The organism is Pseudomonas urmiensis, from assembly GCF_014268815.2.
GTDB lineage: Bacteria > Pseudomonadota > Gammaproteobacteria > Pseudomonadales > Pseudomonadaceae > Aquipseudomonas > Aquipseudomonas urmiensis.
The window spans coordinates 4,135,805-4,151,040 of the sequence record NZ_JABWRE020000001.1; the positions used below are offsets into that span (position 1 = coordinate 4,135,805).

The following is a 15,236-nucleotide window of genomic DNA, read 5'->3' on the forward strand; positions in this document are numbered from 1 at the left end:
GCGATTTCAGCCCAAACGCCCAGCCGGGGCATACGGCGCTGGATCGATGATCGGCTCGGCACCGGTCAACAGATCGCAAAACAGCTGGCACGACGCCGGCGCCAGCACCAACCCATTGCGGTAATGCCCGCAGTTCAACCACAACCCCTGATGCCCCGGCACCGGCCCGATATACGGAATGCCCTCGGGCGAGCCTGGCCGCAACCCCGCCCAATGCCCCACCACAGTAGCATCGGCCAACTCCGGTAACAGCTCCACCGCCGAGGCTTTCAAGCTTTCAAGCGCATCCTCGGTCGGCGTCTTGTCATAGCCCGCATGCTCCAGGGTACTGCCCACCAGAATATGCCCATCGCGCCGAGGGATCGCATAACGCCCTTTGGCCAGGACCATGCTCGGCAAGAAATCTTCCGCGCACTTGAACAAGATCATCTGCCCTTTGACCGGCTCGACCGGCAACTCCAGGCCCAGCGTGCGCAGCAGATCGCCACTCCAAGCGCCAGCGCTGAGCACCACCTCATCAGCACTGAGCACACCTTCGGCGGTCTGCACGCCAGTGATGCGTCCAGCGTGCTGAGAGAAACCCGTGATCTGGCAATGCTCGCGCAAGCTCACGTTCGGCAGCGCCAGCAGCGCGGCCTTGAGCGATTTGACCAAGCGCGGATTACGCACATTGGCCACGCCCTCCATGAAAATCGCCCGCTTGAAACCGGCACCCAGCACGGGCACGGCGTCGTACGCGGCCGAGATATCCACAGCGCTCAGCGGACGCTGCTCGCGCTCGGCCCAAGCCAACGCATCAGCTTGGTCATCGAGGTCGAGCCAGTACAGGCCGGTGGTGTGCACTTCGGGATCGACACCTGTGCTGGCGAACAGGCGCTCGCCCAGCTGTGGATAAAAATCCTGCGACCAGTGCGCCAGGGCTGTCACGGCGGGGCTATAACGCCAGGGATAGAGCGGCGAGACGATGCCGCCACCGGCCCAGGACGATTCGCGACCCACTTCGCCTTGATCACATACCACCACCTGGTCGACCTTTGCCGCCAGGTTGAACGCAGTCAGCAGGCCGATCACCCCACCGCCGACAATCACTACTTGCTTGCTCATCTGTCGATCCAACACCTGAAAAAACCGAGATATCCACGTTCAACCGCCCCAGCAGTCGCGCTCATCGCCCTGGCTGTTGAGGTTGCTGCGCACACCCGCCTGGTCGAGCTGAAAATCGCCACAGCGGTCATGCTCCATCAAGCTACCCGGCAAACGCCTGGCCAGCAGCCGAAAGCGCTCGTCGTCACGTTGCGCGTGCAGGCTGTAATAGCGGCTGCCGGCGGGCAAGGAAACTAGCTGATGGTCGCTGTCGACGTACTGTCCGCTCTGCGCATGGTGGCGCTCCAGGCGCAAGGCGGCGTCGTGCAGCAAGCCGACCACTTCGCTGCGCGCGGCGCGGCGCAGCTGGTCGCTGTAACTGGGGTAGGCAATGGCTGCCAGAATGCCGGTGACGGCCACGACAATCAACAACTCGATCAGGCTCAGGCCTTGCTGCATGTCATGGCTCCCTCAATCTCTGCCGCCAGAGGATTCTGTGCAGCGCAGTGGGTTGACCGGCTTCCATGGCGTACACCGCTTCCAGCACCTGCCGCGCGTGGGTCTGCTGGCTTACCGCAGTGACCCGATACAAGGTCACCGGCAAGTCTGCCGGCAGGTGCGCGGCGCGGGTGCTCTCGCCCAGATTCTGCAAAAAGAAAAAGCCGCTGTTGCCAGCTTGCCAGCCGCCCTGGCTGCCTTGTACGTCGAACGCATCCGCTGGGGGCATGCACGGCTGGCAGGCTGGCGGCGAAGCAACCACCAGCCGCGCCGCGCCCTCCAGTAGGGCTGCTTCGGCTTGTTCCAGGGCGCGCGCGTTGGCCAGCAACTGACTGGCCAGGCGTGTCTGCAGCAAGCCATCGCTTAACGCCGAGGTCGCGAGCAAGCCAAGCAGTAAACTGAGCACCAGGCTGATCAGCAGCACCATGCCGCGCTGGCGCTTCATGACTCGGGCAGCCGGTTTCTGAGTGCCACACTGATGCCATGGCGTTGCTCGATGGAAAACTGCGGGTCGAACAGGGTCAATTGCACATCGACACGCTCGCCTTCGTCGCTCGCCACCAGCGTTGCACGCAGGTCTCGGACATTGTCGATCAACGGCTGCGAAGCGCCGTTACGCATCAGGGTCAGGCGCGAATCGCGCAGCAGATAGGTATGTCGACTGATGGCAAATGCCAGGGTCTGCTCGCTGCCTGGCTGTGGGCCATTTCTCACCTGCGCCCAGCTTCGGCAGTCGGTCAGCACGGTCCAGGCGGGGCGGCTGCCGCTGCCAGGTAGTTGCGCGACTATCAGGCTCAGGCCCTGTCCGCCTTGGATGACCTGCACAGGTCTAGCGAAGGCCGTGGCGAGTGCAGGGTTTTCGAAATGACTCGGTTGCAGGCGCAGGCAGCCGAACATGCCCGCCATGCGAATATCCTGCGCCATGCGCTGCAAGGCCAAGCGGGCATCGTCCTGCAATTGCGCTACAGCGTTTTGCATCCGCCAGCTCTGCACACTCGCGACGAATACCTGGCTTGCTGCGGCCAAAAGGATAAGGCCCAGGGCCAATGCCAGCAGCCCTTCGAGCAGGCTGAAACCGTGCTGACGGGCGCTCATAGCTGGCCTTGCAAGTTGATGCCCTGGCGCTCGGCCGTGCCTGCGCCCGGCCAGTGGATATCCACCACCAGCATGTCGCCGGTGTGCACGACCCTGCCCTGGGCCTGTGCGCCCAAGGACGCTTTGACCTGGGCCTGCCACTGCGACAGCGCGCTAGCCTCCAGCCGACCTGCAGCCCTGGCGTTTTCCAGCATGCCTTGCGCCAGGTATACCGCTTGGGTGTCGCGGCGGGCGCTATCGGTGGCCTGCAGTGCACGCAGTTGCAACCCAGCGCTGGCAATCAAGCCCAACGCCAGCACCACTACCGCAATCATGACCTCAAGCAAGGTCATTCCACGCTGCCTCATACGCATTGGTGTGCTCCTTGGGAAATTTCCCGCTAGCTGCCAGCGATCCGGCCGACTAGACCCGTTGGCCGTCGTCCGCAAAGCTAAAGCGAAGCAGTTCCAGGGAGGAATGCAGCGTGAAGCAACAGGGCGTAACACTGATACAAATGATGTTTGCGCTGGCCCTGGCCGGGGTTCTGACCCAGCTTGCGGCGCCGGCCTACAACGCAATCAGCAAAGACCTGCAACGGGCAACCGCCGCCCGCGAACTGGCGCAGGCACTGCGCAGTGCGCGCGGCCAAGCCTTGCTGCTGCAACAAGCGGTGGCAGTGCAACCCTTGCAGGGTGACTGGGGGATGGGTTGGCGGGTGCTGCGCGTGCACAGCGGTGAATTGCTGCGCGAGCAACGTCTTGGCACACACCTGAAGATCGTCGGCAGCTTGGGTAATGAGGTGCGGTTCAGTGCGCAGGGCATTCCATTGCGGGGCAATGGCGGTTTCTTGGGGGGGACGCTGGAGGTCTGCGGCCAGCCCGGCGATGCCGAGCGGCGCCAGGTGGTGCTGGCGCCTAGCGGCAGGGTGAGCCTGCGCACAGACACGGCCGCAAGGCCTCTGTGCGCAGGCGACTGATCAGATCAGCGAACGCACCCGCAGCTCCTTGGGCATGGAGAAGGTGATGTTCTCCTCACGTCCATCGAGCTCTTCGGCGCCCGTGGCGCCCCACGCCTTGAGCTGGTCGATCACCCCGCGCACCAGCACCTCGGGTGCCGACGCGCCAGCGGTGATGCCGATGCGGCCGATACCGTCGAACCAGCCTTGCTGCAGGTCTTCGGCACCGTCGATCAGGTAGGCCGGGGTGCCCATGCGCTCGGCCAGCTCACGCAGGCGGTTGGAGTTGGAGCTGTTCGGGCTACCGACGACCAACACCACATCGCACTCGTCCGCCAGTTGCTTGACCGCGTCCTGGCGGTTCTGGGTGGCGTAGCAGATGTCGTCCTTGCGCGGGCCGCCGATATTCGGGAAGCGTGCGCGCAGGGCATCGATGACGCGACTGGTGTCGTCCATCGACAGCGTGGTCTGGGTGACGAAGGCCAGGTGGTCAGGGTCGCGCACTTGCAGGCTGGCCACGTCCTTCTCGTCTTCGACGAGGTAGATCGAGCCGCCGTTGCTGGCGTCGTACTGGCCCATGGTGCCTTCGACTTCCGGGTGCCCGGCGTGGCCGATGAGGATGCATTCACGACCGTCGCGGCTGTACTTGGCCACTTCGATATGCACCTTGGTCACCAGCGGACAGGTCGCGTCGAACACCTTCAGGCCGCGCCCGGCCGCTTCCTGGCGCACGGCCTGGGAAACGCCATGGGCGCTGAAGATGACGATGACATCGTCCGGCACCTGGTCGAGCTCCTCGACGAAGATCGCGCCGCGGTTGCGCAGGTCTTCGACCACGAACTTGTTGTGCACCACTTCGTGACGCACATAGATCGGCGGGCCGAAGACTTCCAGGGCGCGGTTGACGATCTCGATCGCCCGGTCGACCCCCGCGCAAAAGCCGCGAGGGTTGGCGAGTTTGATTTGCATGCTCAGCTCCTGGCTTACAGGGCCTTCACCGCGAGGATCTCCACCTCGAAGCTCAGGGTCTTGCCAGCCAATGGGTGATTGAAATCGATGGTCACCTGGGCGTCGTCGAAGGCTTTGACCACCCCCGGCAGCTCGGCGTTGGCGGCATCGTTGAAGATCACCAGCAGGCCTTCGGAGAGTTCCATGTCAGCAAACTGCGAACGCGGCATCACTTGCACGTTCTGCGGGTTCGGCTGGCCGAAGGCGTTTTCTGGGGCGACAGTGACGGTACGCTTGTCACCGGCCTTGAAGCCGAACAATGCGGCTTCGAAACCAGGCAGCAAGTTGCCATCGCCCACTTTGAACACGGCCGGGGCCTTGTCGAACGTGCTGTCGACGGTGTCGCCGTTTTCCAGGTGCAACGCGAAGTGCAGGGTGACTTCGGTGTTCTGGCCAATACGGGTCTCAGTCATGCACAGGCTCCTCGGACTTCTTGCTCTTGAACATATCCAGCGCCAGCATCACCGCACCGACGGTAATGGCGCTGTCGGCCACGTTGAAGGCCGGGAAATACCAGCGGTTCTGCCAGTGCACCAGGATGAAGTCGACCACGTGACCGAGCACGATGCGGTCGTACAGGTTGCCCAGTGCACCGCCCAGTACCAGGGCCAGCGCGACTGCCAGCCAGGTCTCGTTGCGCCCCAGACGCTTGAGCCAGACCACCAGTACGGCGCTGACCACCAGGGCGATCAGGGCGAACAGCCAGCGCTGCCAGCCAGAGCTGTCAGCCAGGAAGCTAAACGCCGCGCCGGTGTTGTAGGCCAGGGTCCAGCTGAAGTAGTCGGGAATCACCACGATCTGCTGGTACAGGCTCAAGGCACCTTCGAAATAGACCTTGGTGGCCTGGTCGATGACCAGCACCACCAGGCTCAGCCAGAGCCAGGCAAGGCGCCCGAAGCGCCCCGCAACAGGGTTAGGCATAGTGGCGCACCTCACCGGAACCGCTCAGGTTGTCGACGCAACGCGAGCAGATTTCTGGATGCTCAGGATTAGCCCCGACGTCTGCGCGGAAGTGCCAGCAACGACCGCACTTGGCGTGACCGGACTTGACCACTTTGAGCTTCAGGCCTTCGACTTCGGTAGCCACGGCATCGGCCGGCGCCTGCACGAACGGCACCACGCTGGCGGCGGAGGTGATCAGCACGAAGCGCAGCTCGTCGCCCAGCTTGGCCAGATCGGCGCTCAGGCCTTCTTCGGCGAACAGGGTGACTTCTGCCTGCAGGTTGCCACCGATGGCTTTGGCCGCGCGCTGGTTCTCCAGCTCTTTGTTGACCGCTGCCTTGACCGCCATGACGCGGTCCCAGTAGGCGCGATCCAGCTCGAAGCCTTCTGGCAGCTCGGACAACCCTTCATACCAGGTGTTGAGCATCACCGATTCGTTGCGCTCGCCCGGCAGGTACTGCCACAGCTCATCGGCGGTGAACGCCAGGATCGGCGCGATCCAGCGCACCAGGGCCTCGCTGATGTGGTACAGCGCGGTCTGGCAGGAACGGCGGGCGACACTGTTGGCGCCGGTGGTGTACTGGCGGTCCTTGATGATGTCGAGGTAGAAGCCGCCCAGCTCCTGCACGCAGAAGTTGTGGATCTTCGAGTAGACGTTCCAGAAACGGTACTCGCTGTAGTGCTCTTCCAGCTCGCGTTGCAGCAGCAGGGTGCGGTCCACTGCCCAGCGATCCAGCGCCAGCATGTCTTCGGCCGGCAGCAGGTCGCGGGCCGGGTCGAAGCCGGACAGGTTCGACAGCAGGAAGCGCGCGGTGTTACGGATCCGCCGGTAGGCGTCGGCGCTGCGCTGCAAGATCTGGTCGGAGACCGCCATCTCGCCGGAATAGTCAGTGGCCGAAACCCACAGGCGCATGATGTCGGCACCCAGGGTGTCGTTGACCTTCTGCGGCTCGATGGTGTTGCCCAGCGACTTGGACATCTTGCGGCCGTTTTCATCGACGGTGAAGCCGTGCGTCAGCAGCTCGCGGTACGGCGCGTGGTTGTCGATGGCGCAGCCGGTCAGCAACGAGGAGTGGAACCAACCACGGTGCTGGTCGGACCCTTCCAGGTACAGGTCGGCTCGCGGGCCGGTGGCATGGCCGATGTCGTGCGAGCCGCGCAGCACGTGCCAGTGGGTGGTACCGGAGTCGAACCAGACGTCGAGGGTGTCGGTGATCTTGTCGTACTGGTCGGCTTCGGCGCCGAGCAGTTCGGCGGCGTCCAGCTTGAACCAGGCTTCGATGCCCTCTTGCTCGACGCGCTTGGCGACTTCTTCCATCAGTTCAGCGGTACGCGGGTGCAGCTCACCGCTTTGCTTGTCGAGGAAGAACGGGATCGGTACGCCCCAGTTACGCTGACGCGAAATGCACCAGTCGGGACGGTTGGCGATCATCGCGTGCAGGCGGGCCTGGCCCCAGGCCGGAACGAACTTGGTCTCTTCGATGGCCTTGAGCGCGCGCTCGCGCAGGGTGTCGCCGGTGTTTGGCTTGCGGTCCATGCCGATGAACCACTGCGCGGTGGCGCGGTAGATCAGCGGCGATTTGTGGCGCCAGCAGTGCATGTAGCTGTGGCTGATGGTCTCGGTGTGCAGCAGCGCACCGACTTCCTGCAGCTTGTCGACGATTGCCGGGTTGGCTTTCCAGATGAACTGACCGCCGAAGAATTCGAGGCTCGGCACGTACACCCCGTTGCTTTGTACCGGAGTGAGGATTTCGTCGTTGACCATGCCATAGCGCTTGCAGGTGACGAAGTCGTCTTCACCATAGGCAGGCGAGGAGTGAACCACACCAGTGCCGGCGCCCAGCTCGACGTAGTCGGCCAGGTAGATCGGCGACAGGCGGTCGTAGAACGGGTGACGGAAGTTGATCAGTTCCAGCGCCGAACCTGGCGCGGTAGCGATCACCGAGCCTTCCAGGCTGTAGCGCTTGAGGCACGCTTCGACCAGCTCTTCAGCCAGCACCAGCAGACGTTCGCCGGTATCGACCAGGGCGTAGTTGAACTCCGGGTGGATGTTCAGCGCCTGGTTGGCCGGGATGGTCCACGGGGTGGTGGTCCAGATCACGATGGCAGTGGGCTTGGCCAGGCTGGCCAGGCCGAAGGCGGCGGCCAGCTTGTCAGCGTCGGCAACCGGGAAGGCGACGTCGATGGTCTGCGACTTCTTGTCGGCATACTCGACTTCGGCTTCGGCCAGCGCCGAGCCACAGTCGAAGCACCAGTTCACAGGTTTCAGGCCCTTGAACACGAAGCCTTGCTTGACGATTTCGGCCAGCGCGCGGATCTCGCCCGCTTCGTTGGCGAAGTTCATGGTCTTGTAGGGATTGTCCCAGTCACCCAGCACACCCAGGCGGATGAACTCGGTCTTCTGCCCTTCGATCTGCTCGGCAGCATAGGCGCGGCACAGCTCGCGGGTCTGGTCGGCGCTCAGGTGCTTGCCGTGGGTGACTTCGACCTTGTGTTCGATCGGCAGGCCGTGGCAGTCCCAGCCTGGGACGTACGGCGCGTCGAAACCGGACAGGGTCTTGGAGCGGACAATCATGTCCTTGAGAATCTTGTTCAGCGCATGACCGATGTGGATCTTGCCGTTGGCATAGGGTGGGCCGTCGTGCAGGACGAACTTGGGACGATCCTTGCCAATTTCGCGCAACTTCCGGTACAGGCCAATGCTGTCCCAGCGCTGCAGGATCTGCGGTTCGCGCTGGGGCAGGCCGGCCTTCATCGGGAAGGCGGTGTCCGGAAGGTTAAGCGTGGCTTTGTAGTCGGTCATTTCAGGCTCTTCGTTAGCGGTTGAGCGTGCCAGTGGGCACGTGCGGCGGCGATGTCCGCGTCGATCGCCGACTTCAGCGCCTCCAGGGAGGCGAATCGCTGCTCTTCGCGCAGCTTTTGGTGGAATTCCACCGTCAGACGCCGGCCATACAGGTCGCCGGCAAAATCCAATAGATGAATCTCAAGGTGAGGACGCCCGTCACCGGCGACGGTGGGGCGTACTCCGATATTGGCCACACCCGGCCAGACCTTGCCGTCGATCTCGGCGCTGGTCAGGTAGACCCCGCTGAGCGGGACCCGGCGGCGCTTGAGCTGGATGTTGGCGGTCGGCGTACCGAGTTGGCGGGCCAGCTTCTGGCCATGCAGCACACGCCCGGTAATGGTGTAGCGCCGGCCGAGCAGGTGCGCGGCAAGCTCGAAGTCGGCGTTGGCCAGCGCGGTGCGCACTTTGGTGCTGCTCACGCGCAGGCCGTCCTGGACCACGGTATTGGCCGCTTCGACGCTAAAGCCATACTGTTTGCCGGCTTCGACCAGGAAAGCGAAGTCGCCAGCGCGATCGCAGCCGAAGCGGAAGTCGTCGCCGACTTCCAGGTGGCGCACACCCAGGCCATCGACCAGGATCGCCTTGACGAAGGCATCGGCACTGAGCTTGCTCAGGCGCTGGTTGAAGGCCAGGCACAGCACCCGGTCGATACCCTCGCCGGCCAGCAGCTCGACCTTGTCGCGCAAGCGGGCCAGGCGCGCAGGGGCGGTCTCGGGCGCGAAGTACTCGCGGGGCTGCGGCTCGAAGATCACCACGCAGGTGGGCAGGCCCAGCTCCTGGCCGCGCTCACGCAGGCGCGCCAGGATTGCCTGGTGGCCACGGTGAACCCCGTCGAAGTTGCCAATGGTGGCGACACAGCCCCGATGCTCGGGGCGCAGGTTGTGAAGACCTCGAACCAGCTGCATAACGCGCTTCTTGCTCATAAAGTGGTCGATTATAACCACACCCGGGCGCTGGTGACAGGCAGCAGCGCCATGGGGTGGCGTGGAATGTGAAAAACCGACGCTTGGCCGGTCAGCGCCTCAGTGCAGGGCCTTGCGGGCAAAATGCCGGGGGCGGAAACCGCACAGGTACAGGCAACCAAAATAGGTCACCACGCCCGCTGCGATCAACGCGCCCAAACGCAGGAAACGCTCGAGCATCCCGCCCAGCTCCCAGGCTGGCATGTAGTGCATGCCAGCCAGCAACACCGCTGACATCAAGCCCACCGCCAGCACCAACTTGAGCAGGAACAGCGTCCAGCCCGGCTGCGGCTGGAACAGATCCTGGCTGCGCAGCTTCCAGAACAGCAAGCCGGCATTGAGGCAGGCACCCATGCTGATCGCCAGGGCCAGGCCGGCGTGGGCAAGCGGGCCGACCAGCACCAGGTTGAGCAGCTGGGTGGAAATCAGGGTGAAGATCGCGATCTTTACCGGGGTGCGAATATTTTGCTGGGCATAGAATCCTGGGGCCAGCACCTTGACCAGGATGATCGCCAGCAGGCCGACCGAATAGGCGATCAGCGCGCGTTGGGTCATGGCCGCGTCGAAGGCGGTGAACTTGCCGTACTGGAACAGTGCCACGGTCAATGGCTCGGCCAGAATCGCCAGGGCCAGGGTACACGGCAGCACCAGCAAAAAGCACAGGCGCAGGCCCCAGTCGAGAATCCGCGAGTACTCATCGCGGTCGCGGTTGGCATAGGTCTTGGCCAGGGTTGGCAGCAAAATCGTGCCCAGGGCCACGCCCAGCACCCCGGAAGGCAGCTCCATCAGACGATCGGCGTAGTACATCCACGACACCGAACCCGCCACCAGGAACGAGGCGAAAATGGTGTTGATGATCAGCGAGATCTGGCTGACCGAGACGCCAAGGATCGCCGGCAGCATCTGCTTGAGCACGCGCCACACCCCGGTGTCGCGCAGGTTCAGGCGTGGCAGCACGAGCATGCCGATCTTCTTCAGCGCTGGCAGCTGATACAGCAGCTGGGCCAGGCCGCCGGCCAGCACACCCCAGGCCAGGGCCATGATGGGTGGATCGAAGTACGGGGTAAGCAGCAGGGCGAACGCGATCATCGCCACGTTGAGCAGGGTCGGGGTGAACGCCGGGACCGAGAAGCGGTTCCAGGTATTGAGGATCGCGCCTACCAGCGACGACAGCGAGATCAGCAATATATAGGGGAAGGTCACCCGCAGCAGGTCGGTGGTCAGCGCGTATTTTTCCGCGTCATCGACAAATCCAGGCGCGGTGATCCAGACCACCCACGGCGCCGCAAGAATGCCCAGCGCTGTGACCAACGCCAGGACCAGGGTCAACAAGCCACTTATATAGGCGACGAAAGTACGGGTCGCCTCCTCGCCCTGCTGGGTCTTGTATTCGGCCAGAATCGGCACGAAGGCCTGGGAGAAAGCACCTTCGGCGAAGATCCGGCGCAGCAGGTTGGGCAGCTTGAAGGCGATGAAAAAGGCGTCGGTAGCAACGCCGGCGCCAAAAACGCGCGCCAGGATGGTGTCGCGGACGAAGCCCAACACCCGCGAAATCATGGTGATGGAACTGACTGCAGCCAGGGATTTGAGCAGGTTCATCGAAAAATTTTCACGCCGGGGACGGAGGACGCTACTAATGACGTCCAGATGTGCGATACTCCCGCGCCTTCGCAGGGGAGCCAAAATTCCCGAGTTTACAGGTCGCGGCGCAGAAAGGAATATTTCCCTCTCGCGGACCCACCACTCGGCGGAACCCTGCAGGTGGCCTTGACATCCGTCGTATGCATCGGCATGATTCGCGGCCTATTTTGTTTGCTATTTTCCTAAAGTCTTTCAAGGAGCTCGACGGTGGCCAACTCACCTTCCGCCAAGAAACGCGCAAAACAGGCTGAGAAGCGTCGCAGCCACAACGCCAGCCTGCGTTCCATGGTCCGCACCTACATCAAGAATGTAGTTAAAGCCATTGACGCAAAAGACGCCGAAAAAGCGCAAGCCGCCTACACCCTGGCTGTGCCTGTAATCGACCGTATGGCCGACAAAGGTATCATCCACAAGAACAAGGCTGCTCGCCACAAAGGCCGTCTGAATGGCCACATCAAGGCGCTGAAAGAAGCTGCAGCTGCCTAAGCGACGCGCTTGTCCAAAAACCGACCCTAGGGTCGGTTTTTTATTGCCTGTGATTTGAGTCTGGGTCGGCGTCGACCTCTTCGCGGGAAAGCCCGCTCCCACAGGGGCTGCGCTGTTGTTAAGTCAGCGCAGATCTTGTGGGAGCGGATAGGCGGTGCTGGGTCTACTTGCCTAGCTGAATCTTTGGCGCCCACTGCAGCCAGGCCTCTTCGGGCTTGTCGAACAAGGCGAAGGTCTGCTGCGGCCGCGCCGGGTTGCCCATCTGCTCACCATCAGGGGTGGCAAAGGCGATGCCGCCGTCTATCAGGGTCTCCAGCGACTCGGTACGCACCGTAGCGCCCTTGAACAGGCCCCAGTCGAAGCCAAAGCCGCTGCTGTTCCAGAACCGACTGCCGCCGCGCACCAGCGCCGCATAGCGTGGCTCGATGAGGATATGGATCAGTACACGATCGGCACTCTGCCCCAGCTCGAAACCTGTCACCTTACCCACCGCCACTTCGCGATAAGTCACCGGCACGCCTGGCTTGATCGACCCTCGGCGCGGCGCGCTGAGGGTCAGCGGCAGTCCGATCTCCTGGCCGACCACCTCAGGTGCTTGGCCTAGGGCGATGAAATCACGCTGAGGGCCCTGGTTCTTCAGGGCAGGCTGCACTTCCAGATACTGACCGCCGATGAGGGTATCGAGGTTTTCAGTGCGCACCAGGCCCAACGCGGGCTTGACCACCCAGAACTGCGTGCCGACCCGGGTAATGCGCTCGGCGGCTTCGGTAATCCGCGCCCTGAGCAGCACCGCCTGTAGATCATCGGTCAGATCCGTACTTTCGATACTGCCGACATCCAGGCCACGGAAGCGAATCGGCGTACCGGGCTTCAAGCCGTCAGCGCGATCGACTCGAATGGTGATCAGGGTGCCTGCGCGATTCACCGCCTCTTCGCTGTCATGCAGACGGAAACGTGGAATATGCCGCTTGAGCTTCACATCCGGCCTTGGCGTATCGAAGGCGATACCGCCCGCCATGAGGGTCTGCAGCGACTCGCTCTTGACCTTGATCCCCGAAAGCCCGCCGGTGAGGGTAATGCCGCTGGCATTCCAGAAACGGCTCGAACCATTGACCAGGTTGGCGTACTCCTTCTCGATGTGCACACCGATCAGGATCCGCTTGCTGTTGCGCGCGAACTGGTAGCTCTGCACGCTACCTACTTTGACTTGGCGGTACATCACCGGGCTGCCAACCTCGAGCGATCCAAGCGTGTCAGCGAACAGCACCATGTGCAAACCTGGGGCTTTCAAGTCCAGTGGCGGCGCTTTGGGCCGAGCTTCGAACTCGCGTTGCGGGCGTGCGCCCTTCTCACCTGGGCGAATGGCGATGTAGTTACCTTTGACCAAGGCTTCCAGACCGGTGATACCGGCCAGGGAAATGGACGGCTTGACCACCCAGAACTGCGTCCCTTCGACCAGATAGTCTTCAGCGAGCGGATCGAGGGTCAGCTCAGCCATTGCGCTGGTCAGGTCATCTTCGATTTTCAGGGTCTTCAGCGAGCCAACCTGAATGCCTTTGTACAGCACAGGCGTACGCCCGGCTTGCAAGCCTTCAAAGTCGCTCAGCCGAACCTTGATGCGGATGCCCGCCTGCGCTGCGTCGAAGTCCTCATAGAGGCGGAATGGCAGGCTTGGGTCGGTGGGTGGGCTGTCCTTGCGATGTTCAGGGGTTGCGAATGCGATACCGCCGGCAACGATGCTGCTCAGCGACTCGCTGCGCACTTTGACCCCGGACAGGTCGGCATCGATGCTGATGCCGCTGGCGTTCCAGAAACGCGTGTGTTTGCGCACCAGGCTGGCATAGGCAGGCTGGATGAAGACTTTGACCTCGACGGTGTCCTGGTCATCGGACAGGCGATAGCTCTTCACCCGGCCGACCTGGATCTGCTTGTAGAACACCGGGCTGTCGCGGTTGAGCGAGCCGAGCCGGTCGGCCTTCAGGGTCAGGTGCAGCCCAGGCTCGGCATCAGACAGCGGCGGCGCTGCCGACAAGGCCTTGAAGCGCTTGGTCGGCTCGCCCTTGCCGGGGTCGACGGCGATGTAATTACCCGATACCAGTGTTTCCAAGCCTGAGATACCGGCGAGGGTGACACTCGGCTTGACCAGCCAGAAGCGGGTTCCGGTGGTCAGGTGCTCGTCTGCCGCCTTGTTCATTTCAATGGTAGCGATCACCCCGGTATTGCTGCCCTTGGCATCGAGCACCAAGGCGGTGACCTTACCCACCGGCATACCTTTGTAGATGACTTCGGTCTTGTTGGCGACAATCCCCTCACCCGACTCGAAACGCACTTGAATCTCGACGCCGGCATCGCGATAGGCCTGCCAGCCGAGCCAGCCACCGATGATCAAGGCGATCAGCGGCAGGATCCAGATGGCCGACCAATTCGAAGCTGGGCGGGTTTTAGCCGTAGGCACATCACTCATGGTCGTCATCCGACTCCGTGTTATCCCAGATCAGTCGGGGATCAAAAGTTAAAGCAGCGAGCATCGTTAGAATCACCACAGAGGCGAAGGCGATGGCCCCCAGGTTGGCTTCGACACTGGCGATGCGGCCGAAATTCACCACTGCCACCAAGATGGCAATGACGAAGATATCCAGCATCGACCAGCGTCCGATGAATTCAATGAAGCGGTACATCCATATGCGCTGGCGCGCCGACAGGGGCTGATGGCGCTGCACCGAGTACAGCAACAGGCCAATGCCAACCAGCTTGAAGGTGGGCACCAGGATACTGGCGATGAACACCACCGCAGCAATAGGTAGCATGCCGTGCTTCATCAACGTGATAACCCCGGACATGATGGTGTCCGGACTGCCCTGGCCCAGCGAGCTGACGGTCATGATTGGCAGCACATTGGCTGGGATGTACAGCACCAATGCCGTGATCAGCAGCGCCCAGGTGCGCACGATGCTGTTAGGGCGGCGGGCATGTACGATAGCGCCACAGCGGGTACAGGTCTGCGAAGTCGCATCCGCTTGCTGTCTGTTCAGCTCATGGCATTCATTGCACACCAAAATACCTGCATCAATCGCCCGCATGCAGGTCCTCCCCCGACAAGGCCACCCAGATCTGGTGAGGCGACATCACCACTTCCAGCCAGACCTGAACCAGTAACAGGCTAATGAAGCAGAACAGACCCAGGCCGATTGTCAGTTGCGCAAGGTCGACCAATTTGACGATGGCCACCAGAACACCCATGAAGTACACCTCAAGCATGCCCCACTCTTTCAGGTGGTGGTAAACGCGGTAGATCAGCAAGCCATAACTGCGCCCGATATTTAGGCGGATGCTCAGCAACACCGCCAATTGGCAGAGCAGCTTGAGCAATGGGATGGCCATGCTGCACAGGAACACCACCACAGCGATCAGCTGCATTTGTGAGTTGTACAGGCCTAATACGCCACTCCAGACAGTGTCATCGGAGGTCTGGCCGAGTAGGTGCAGTTGCATGATCGGCAGGAAGTTCGCCGGTATATAAAGCAGCAAGGCCGTCAGCACCAGGGCCAGGCTGCGATTGACCACGTTATAGCGGTGAGCGTAGAGCTCGTAGCCGCAACGCGGACACAGGGCCTTTTCACCATGCTGCAAGGGCGGCTTGCGCAGCAGCAGGTCGCACTCGTGACAGGCTACGAGTTCGTCCAGGGGTAATTGGGCCAGCACTTCGGGGTCGACAGGGTTGGGCATAAGGGGATCTGAATGG

The 15,236-nt window shown here is 62.4% G+C and carries 16 protein-coding genes; 2 read left to right on the top strand and 14 right to left on the bottom strand.

Going from position 1 to position 15,236, the window contains the following annotated elements:
• Positions 1-6: 6 nt before the first annotated feature.
• From thiO to pilV, 5 genes are read right to left on the bottom strand one after another with little or no spacing between them, the layout of a single operon-like run.
• Positions 7-1,104, bottom strand: a complete 1,098-nt coding sequence (thiO, locus tag HU737_RS18670) for a glycine oxidase ThiO (RefSeq protein WP_186553677.1) — start codon at positions 1,102-1,104, stop codon at positions 7-9.
• Between the two features lie 39 nt (positions 1,105-1,143).
• On the bottom strand, positions 1,144-1,542 hold the full coding sequence (locus tag HU737_RS18675; RefSeq protein WP_186553676.1) for a type IV pilin protein: 399 nt from the start codon (positions 1,540-1,542) through the stop codon (positions 1,144-1,146).
• 1 nt (position 1,543) lies between these two features.
• Positions 1,544-2,026, bottom strand: a complete 483-nt coding sequence (locus HU737_RS18680; protein ID WP_186553675.1) for a hypothetical protein — start codon at positions 2,024-2,026, stop codon at positions 1,544-1,546.
• Positions 2,023-2,676, bottom strand: coding sequence for a PilW family protein (locus HU737_RS18685; protein WP_186553674.1), 654 nt, complete (start codon positions 2,674-2,676; stop codon positions 2,023-2,025). The genes HU737_RS18680 and HU737_RS18685 overlap by 4 nt, the downstream gene beginning before the upstream one ends.
• Positions 2,673-3,029 carry a type IV pilus modification protein PilV gene (gene pilV, locus HU737_RS18690; protein WP_186553673.1) on the bottom strand — a complete coding sequence of 119 codons (357 nt, stop codon included), beginning with the start codon at positions 3,027-3,029 and terminating at the stop codon, positions 2,673-2,675. The genes HU737_RS18685 and pilV overlap by 4 nt, the downstream gene beginning before the upstream one ends.
• Positions 3,030-3,139: 110 nt before the next feature.
• Between pilV and HU737_RS18695 the strand changes: the two genes are divergently transcribed.
• Positions 3,140-3,631: a GspH/FimT family pseudopilin gene (locus HU737_RS18695; protein WP_186553672.1), complete on the top strand. Its 492-nt coding sequence runs from the start codon at positions 3,140-3,142 to the stop codon at positions 3,629-3,631.
• On the opposite strand, the gene ispH is transcribed toward HU737_RS18695, so the two are convergent.
• The 6 genes from ispH to murJ all read right to left on the bottom strand — a co-directional run bounded on the left by ispH (position 3,632) and on the right by murJ (position 10,966).
• A complete protein-coding gene (gene ispH, locus HU737_RS18700; protein WP_186553671.1) occupies positions 3,632-4,579 on the bottom strand; it encodes a 4-hydroxy-3-methylbut-2-enyl diphosphate reductase in 948 nt (315 codons plus the stop codon).
• 14 nt (positions 4,580-4,593) lie between these two features.
• Positions 4,594-5,031: an FKBP-type peptidyl-prolyl cis-trans isomerase gene (gene fkpB, locus HU737_RS18705; protein WP_186553670.1), complete on the bottom strand. Its 438-nt coding sequence runs from the start codon at positions 5,029-5,031 to the stop codon at positions 4,594-4,596.
• Positions 5,024-5,539, bottom strand: a complete 516-nt coding sequence (gene lspA / locus HU737_RS18710; RefSeq protein WP_186553669.1) for a signal peptidase II — start codon at positions 5,537-5,539, stop codon at positions 5,024-5,026. Before lspA ends, fkpB begins: the two co-directional genes overlap by 8 nt.
• Positions 5,532-8,363: an isoleucine--tRNA ligase gene (gene ileS / locus HU737_RS18715; protein WP_186553668.1), complete on the bottom strand. Its 2,832-nt coding sequence runs from the start codon at positions 8,361-8,363 to the stop codon at positions 5,532-5,534. The genes lspA and ileS overlap by 8 nt, the downstream gene beginning before the upstream one ends.
• The gene (gene ribF / locus HU737_RS18720; RefSeq protein WP_186553667.1) at positions 8,360-9,310 is read right to left on the bottom strand and encodes a bifunctional riboflavin kinase/FAD synthetase; all 951 of its coding nucleotides are present in this window, start codon (positions 9,308-9,310) and stop codon (positions 8,360-8,362) included. Before ribF ends, ileS begins: the two co-directional genes overlap by 4 nt.
• 117 nt (positions 9,311-9,427) lie before the next feature.
• Positions 9,428-10,966 carry a murein biosynthesis integral membrane protein MurJ gene (gene murJ, locus HU737_RS18725; protein WP_186553666.1) on the bottom strand — a complete coding sequence of 513 codons (1,539 nt, stop codon included), beginning with the start codon at positions 10,964-10,966 and terminating at the stop codon, positions 9,428-9,430.
• A 249-nt stretch (positions 10,967-11,215) separates the two neighbouring features.
• On the opposite strand from murJ, the gene rpsT reads away from it, so the two are divergent.
• Entirely contained in the window at positions 11,216-11,494 is a 279-nt protein-coding gene (gene rpsT / locus HU737_RS18730) for a 30S ribosomal protein S20 (protein ID WP_010220592.1), read from the top strand.
• Between the two features lie 163 nt (positions 11,495-11,657).
• On the opposite strand, the gene HU737_RS18735 is transcribed toward rpsT, so the two are convergent.
• From HU737_RS18735 to HU737_RS18745, 3 genes are read right to left on the bottom strand one after another with little or no spacing between them, the layout of a single operon-like run.
• Positions 11,658-13,958, bottom strand: coding sequence for a PqiB family protein (locus HU737_RS18735; RefSeq protein ID WP_186553665.1), 2,301 nt, complete (start codon positions 13,956-13,958; stop codon positions 11,658-11,660).
• Positions 13,951-14,574, bottom strand: coding sequence for a paraquat-inducible protein A (locus HU737_RS18740; RefSeq protein WP_186553664.1), 624 nt, complete (start codon positions 14,572-14,574; stop codon positions 13,951-13,953). Before HU737_RS18740 ends, HU737_RS18735 begins: the two co-directional genes overlap by 8 nt.
• On the bottom strand, positions 14,561-15,220 hold the full coding sequence (locus HU737_RS18745) for a paraquat-inducible protein A (RefSeq protein WP_186553663.1): 660 nt from the start codon (positions 15,218-15,220) through the stop codon (positions 14,561-14,563). The genes HU737_RS18740 and HU737_RS18745 overlap by 14 nt, the downstream gene beginning before the upstream one ends.
• Positions 15,221-15,236: the final 16 nt, after the last annotated feature.

Coding starts and splice junctions, on each gene's coding strand:
- ribF (WP_186553667.1), bottom strand. CDS start 9,310: ATGCAGCTGGTTCGAGGTCTTCACAACCTGCGCCCCGAGCATCGGGGC.
- HU737_RS18685 (WP_186553674.1), bottom strand. CDS start 2,676: ATGAGCGCCCGTCAGCACGGTTTCAGCCTGCTCGAAGGGCTGCTGGCA.
- ileS (WP_186553668.1), bottom strand. CDS start 8,363: ATGACCGACTACAAAGCCACGCTTAACCTTCCGGACACCGCCTTCCCG.
- lspA (WP_186553669.1), bottom strand. CDS start 5,539: ATGCCTAACCCTGTTGCGGGGCGCTTCGGGCGCCTTGCCTGGCTCTGG.
- HU737_RS18740 (WP_186553664.1), bottom strand. CDS start 14,574: ATGCGGGCGATTGATGCAGGTATTTTGGTGTGCAATGAATGCCATGAG.
- HU737_RS18680 (WP_186553675.1), bottom strand. CDS start 2,026: ATGAAGCGCCAGCGCGGCATGGTGCTGCTGATCAGCCTGGTGCTCAGT.
- thiO (WP_186553677.1), bottom strand. CDS start 1,104: ATGAGCAAGCAAGTAGTGATTGTCGGCGGTGGGGTGATCGGCCTGCTG.
- fkpB (WP_186553670.1), bottom strand. CDS start 5,031: ATGACTGAGACCCGTATTGGCCAGAACACCGAAGTCACCCTGCACTTC.
- HU737_RS18745 (WP_186553663.1), bottom strand. CDS start 15,220: ATGCCCAACCCTGTCGACCCCGAAGTGCTGGCCCAATTACCCCTGGAC.
- HU737_RS18735 (WP_186553665.1), bottom strand. CDS start 13,958: ATGAGTGATGTGCCTACGGCTAAAACCCGCCCAGCTTCGAATTGGTCG.
- pilV (WP_186553673.1), bottom strand. CDS start 3,029: ATGCGTATGAGGCAGCGTGGAATGACCTTGCTTGAGGTCATGATTGCG.
- murJ (WP_186553666.1), bottom strand. CDS start 10,966: ATGAACCTGCTCAAATCCCTGGCTGCAGTCAGTTCCATCACCATGATT.
- HU737_RS18675 (WP_186553676.1), bottom strand. CDS start 1,542: ATGCAGCAAGGCCTGAGCCTGATCGAGTTGTTGATTGTCGTGGCCGTC.
- ispH (WP_186553671.1), bottom strand. CDS start 4,579: ATGCAAATCAAACTCGCCAACCCTCGCGGCTTTTGCGCGGGGGTCGAC.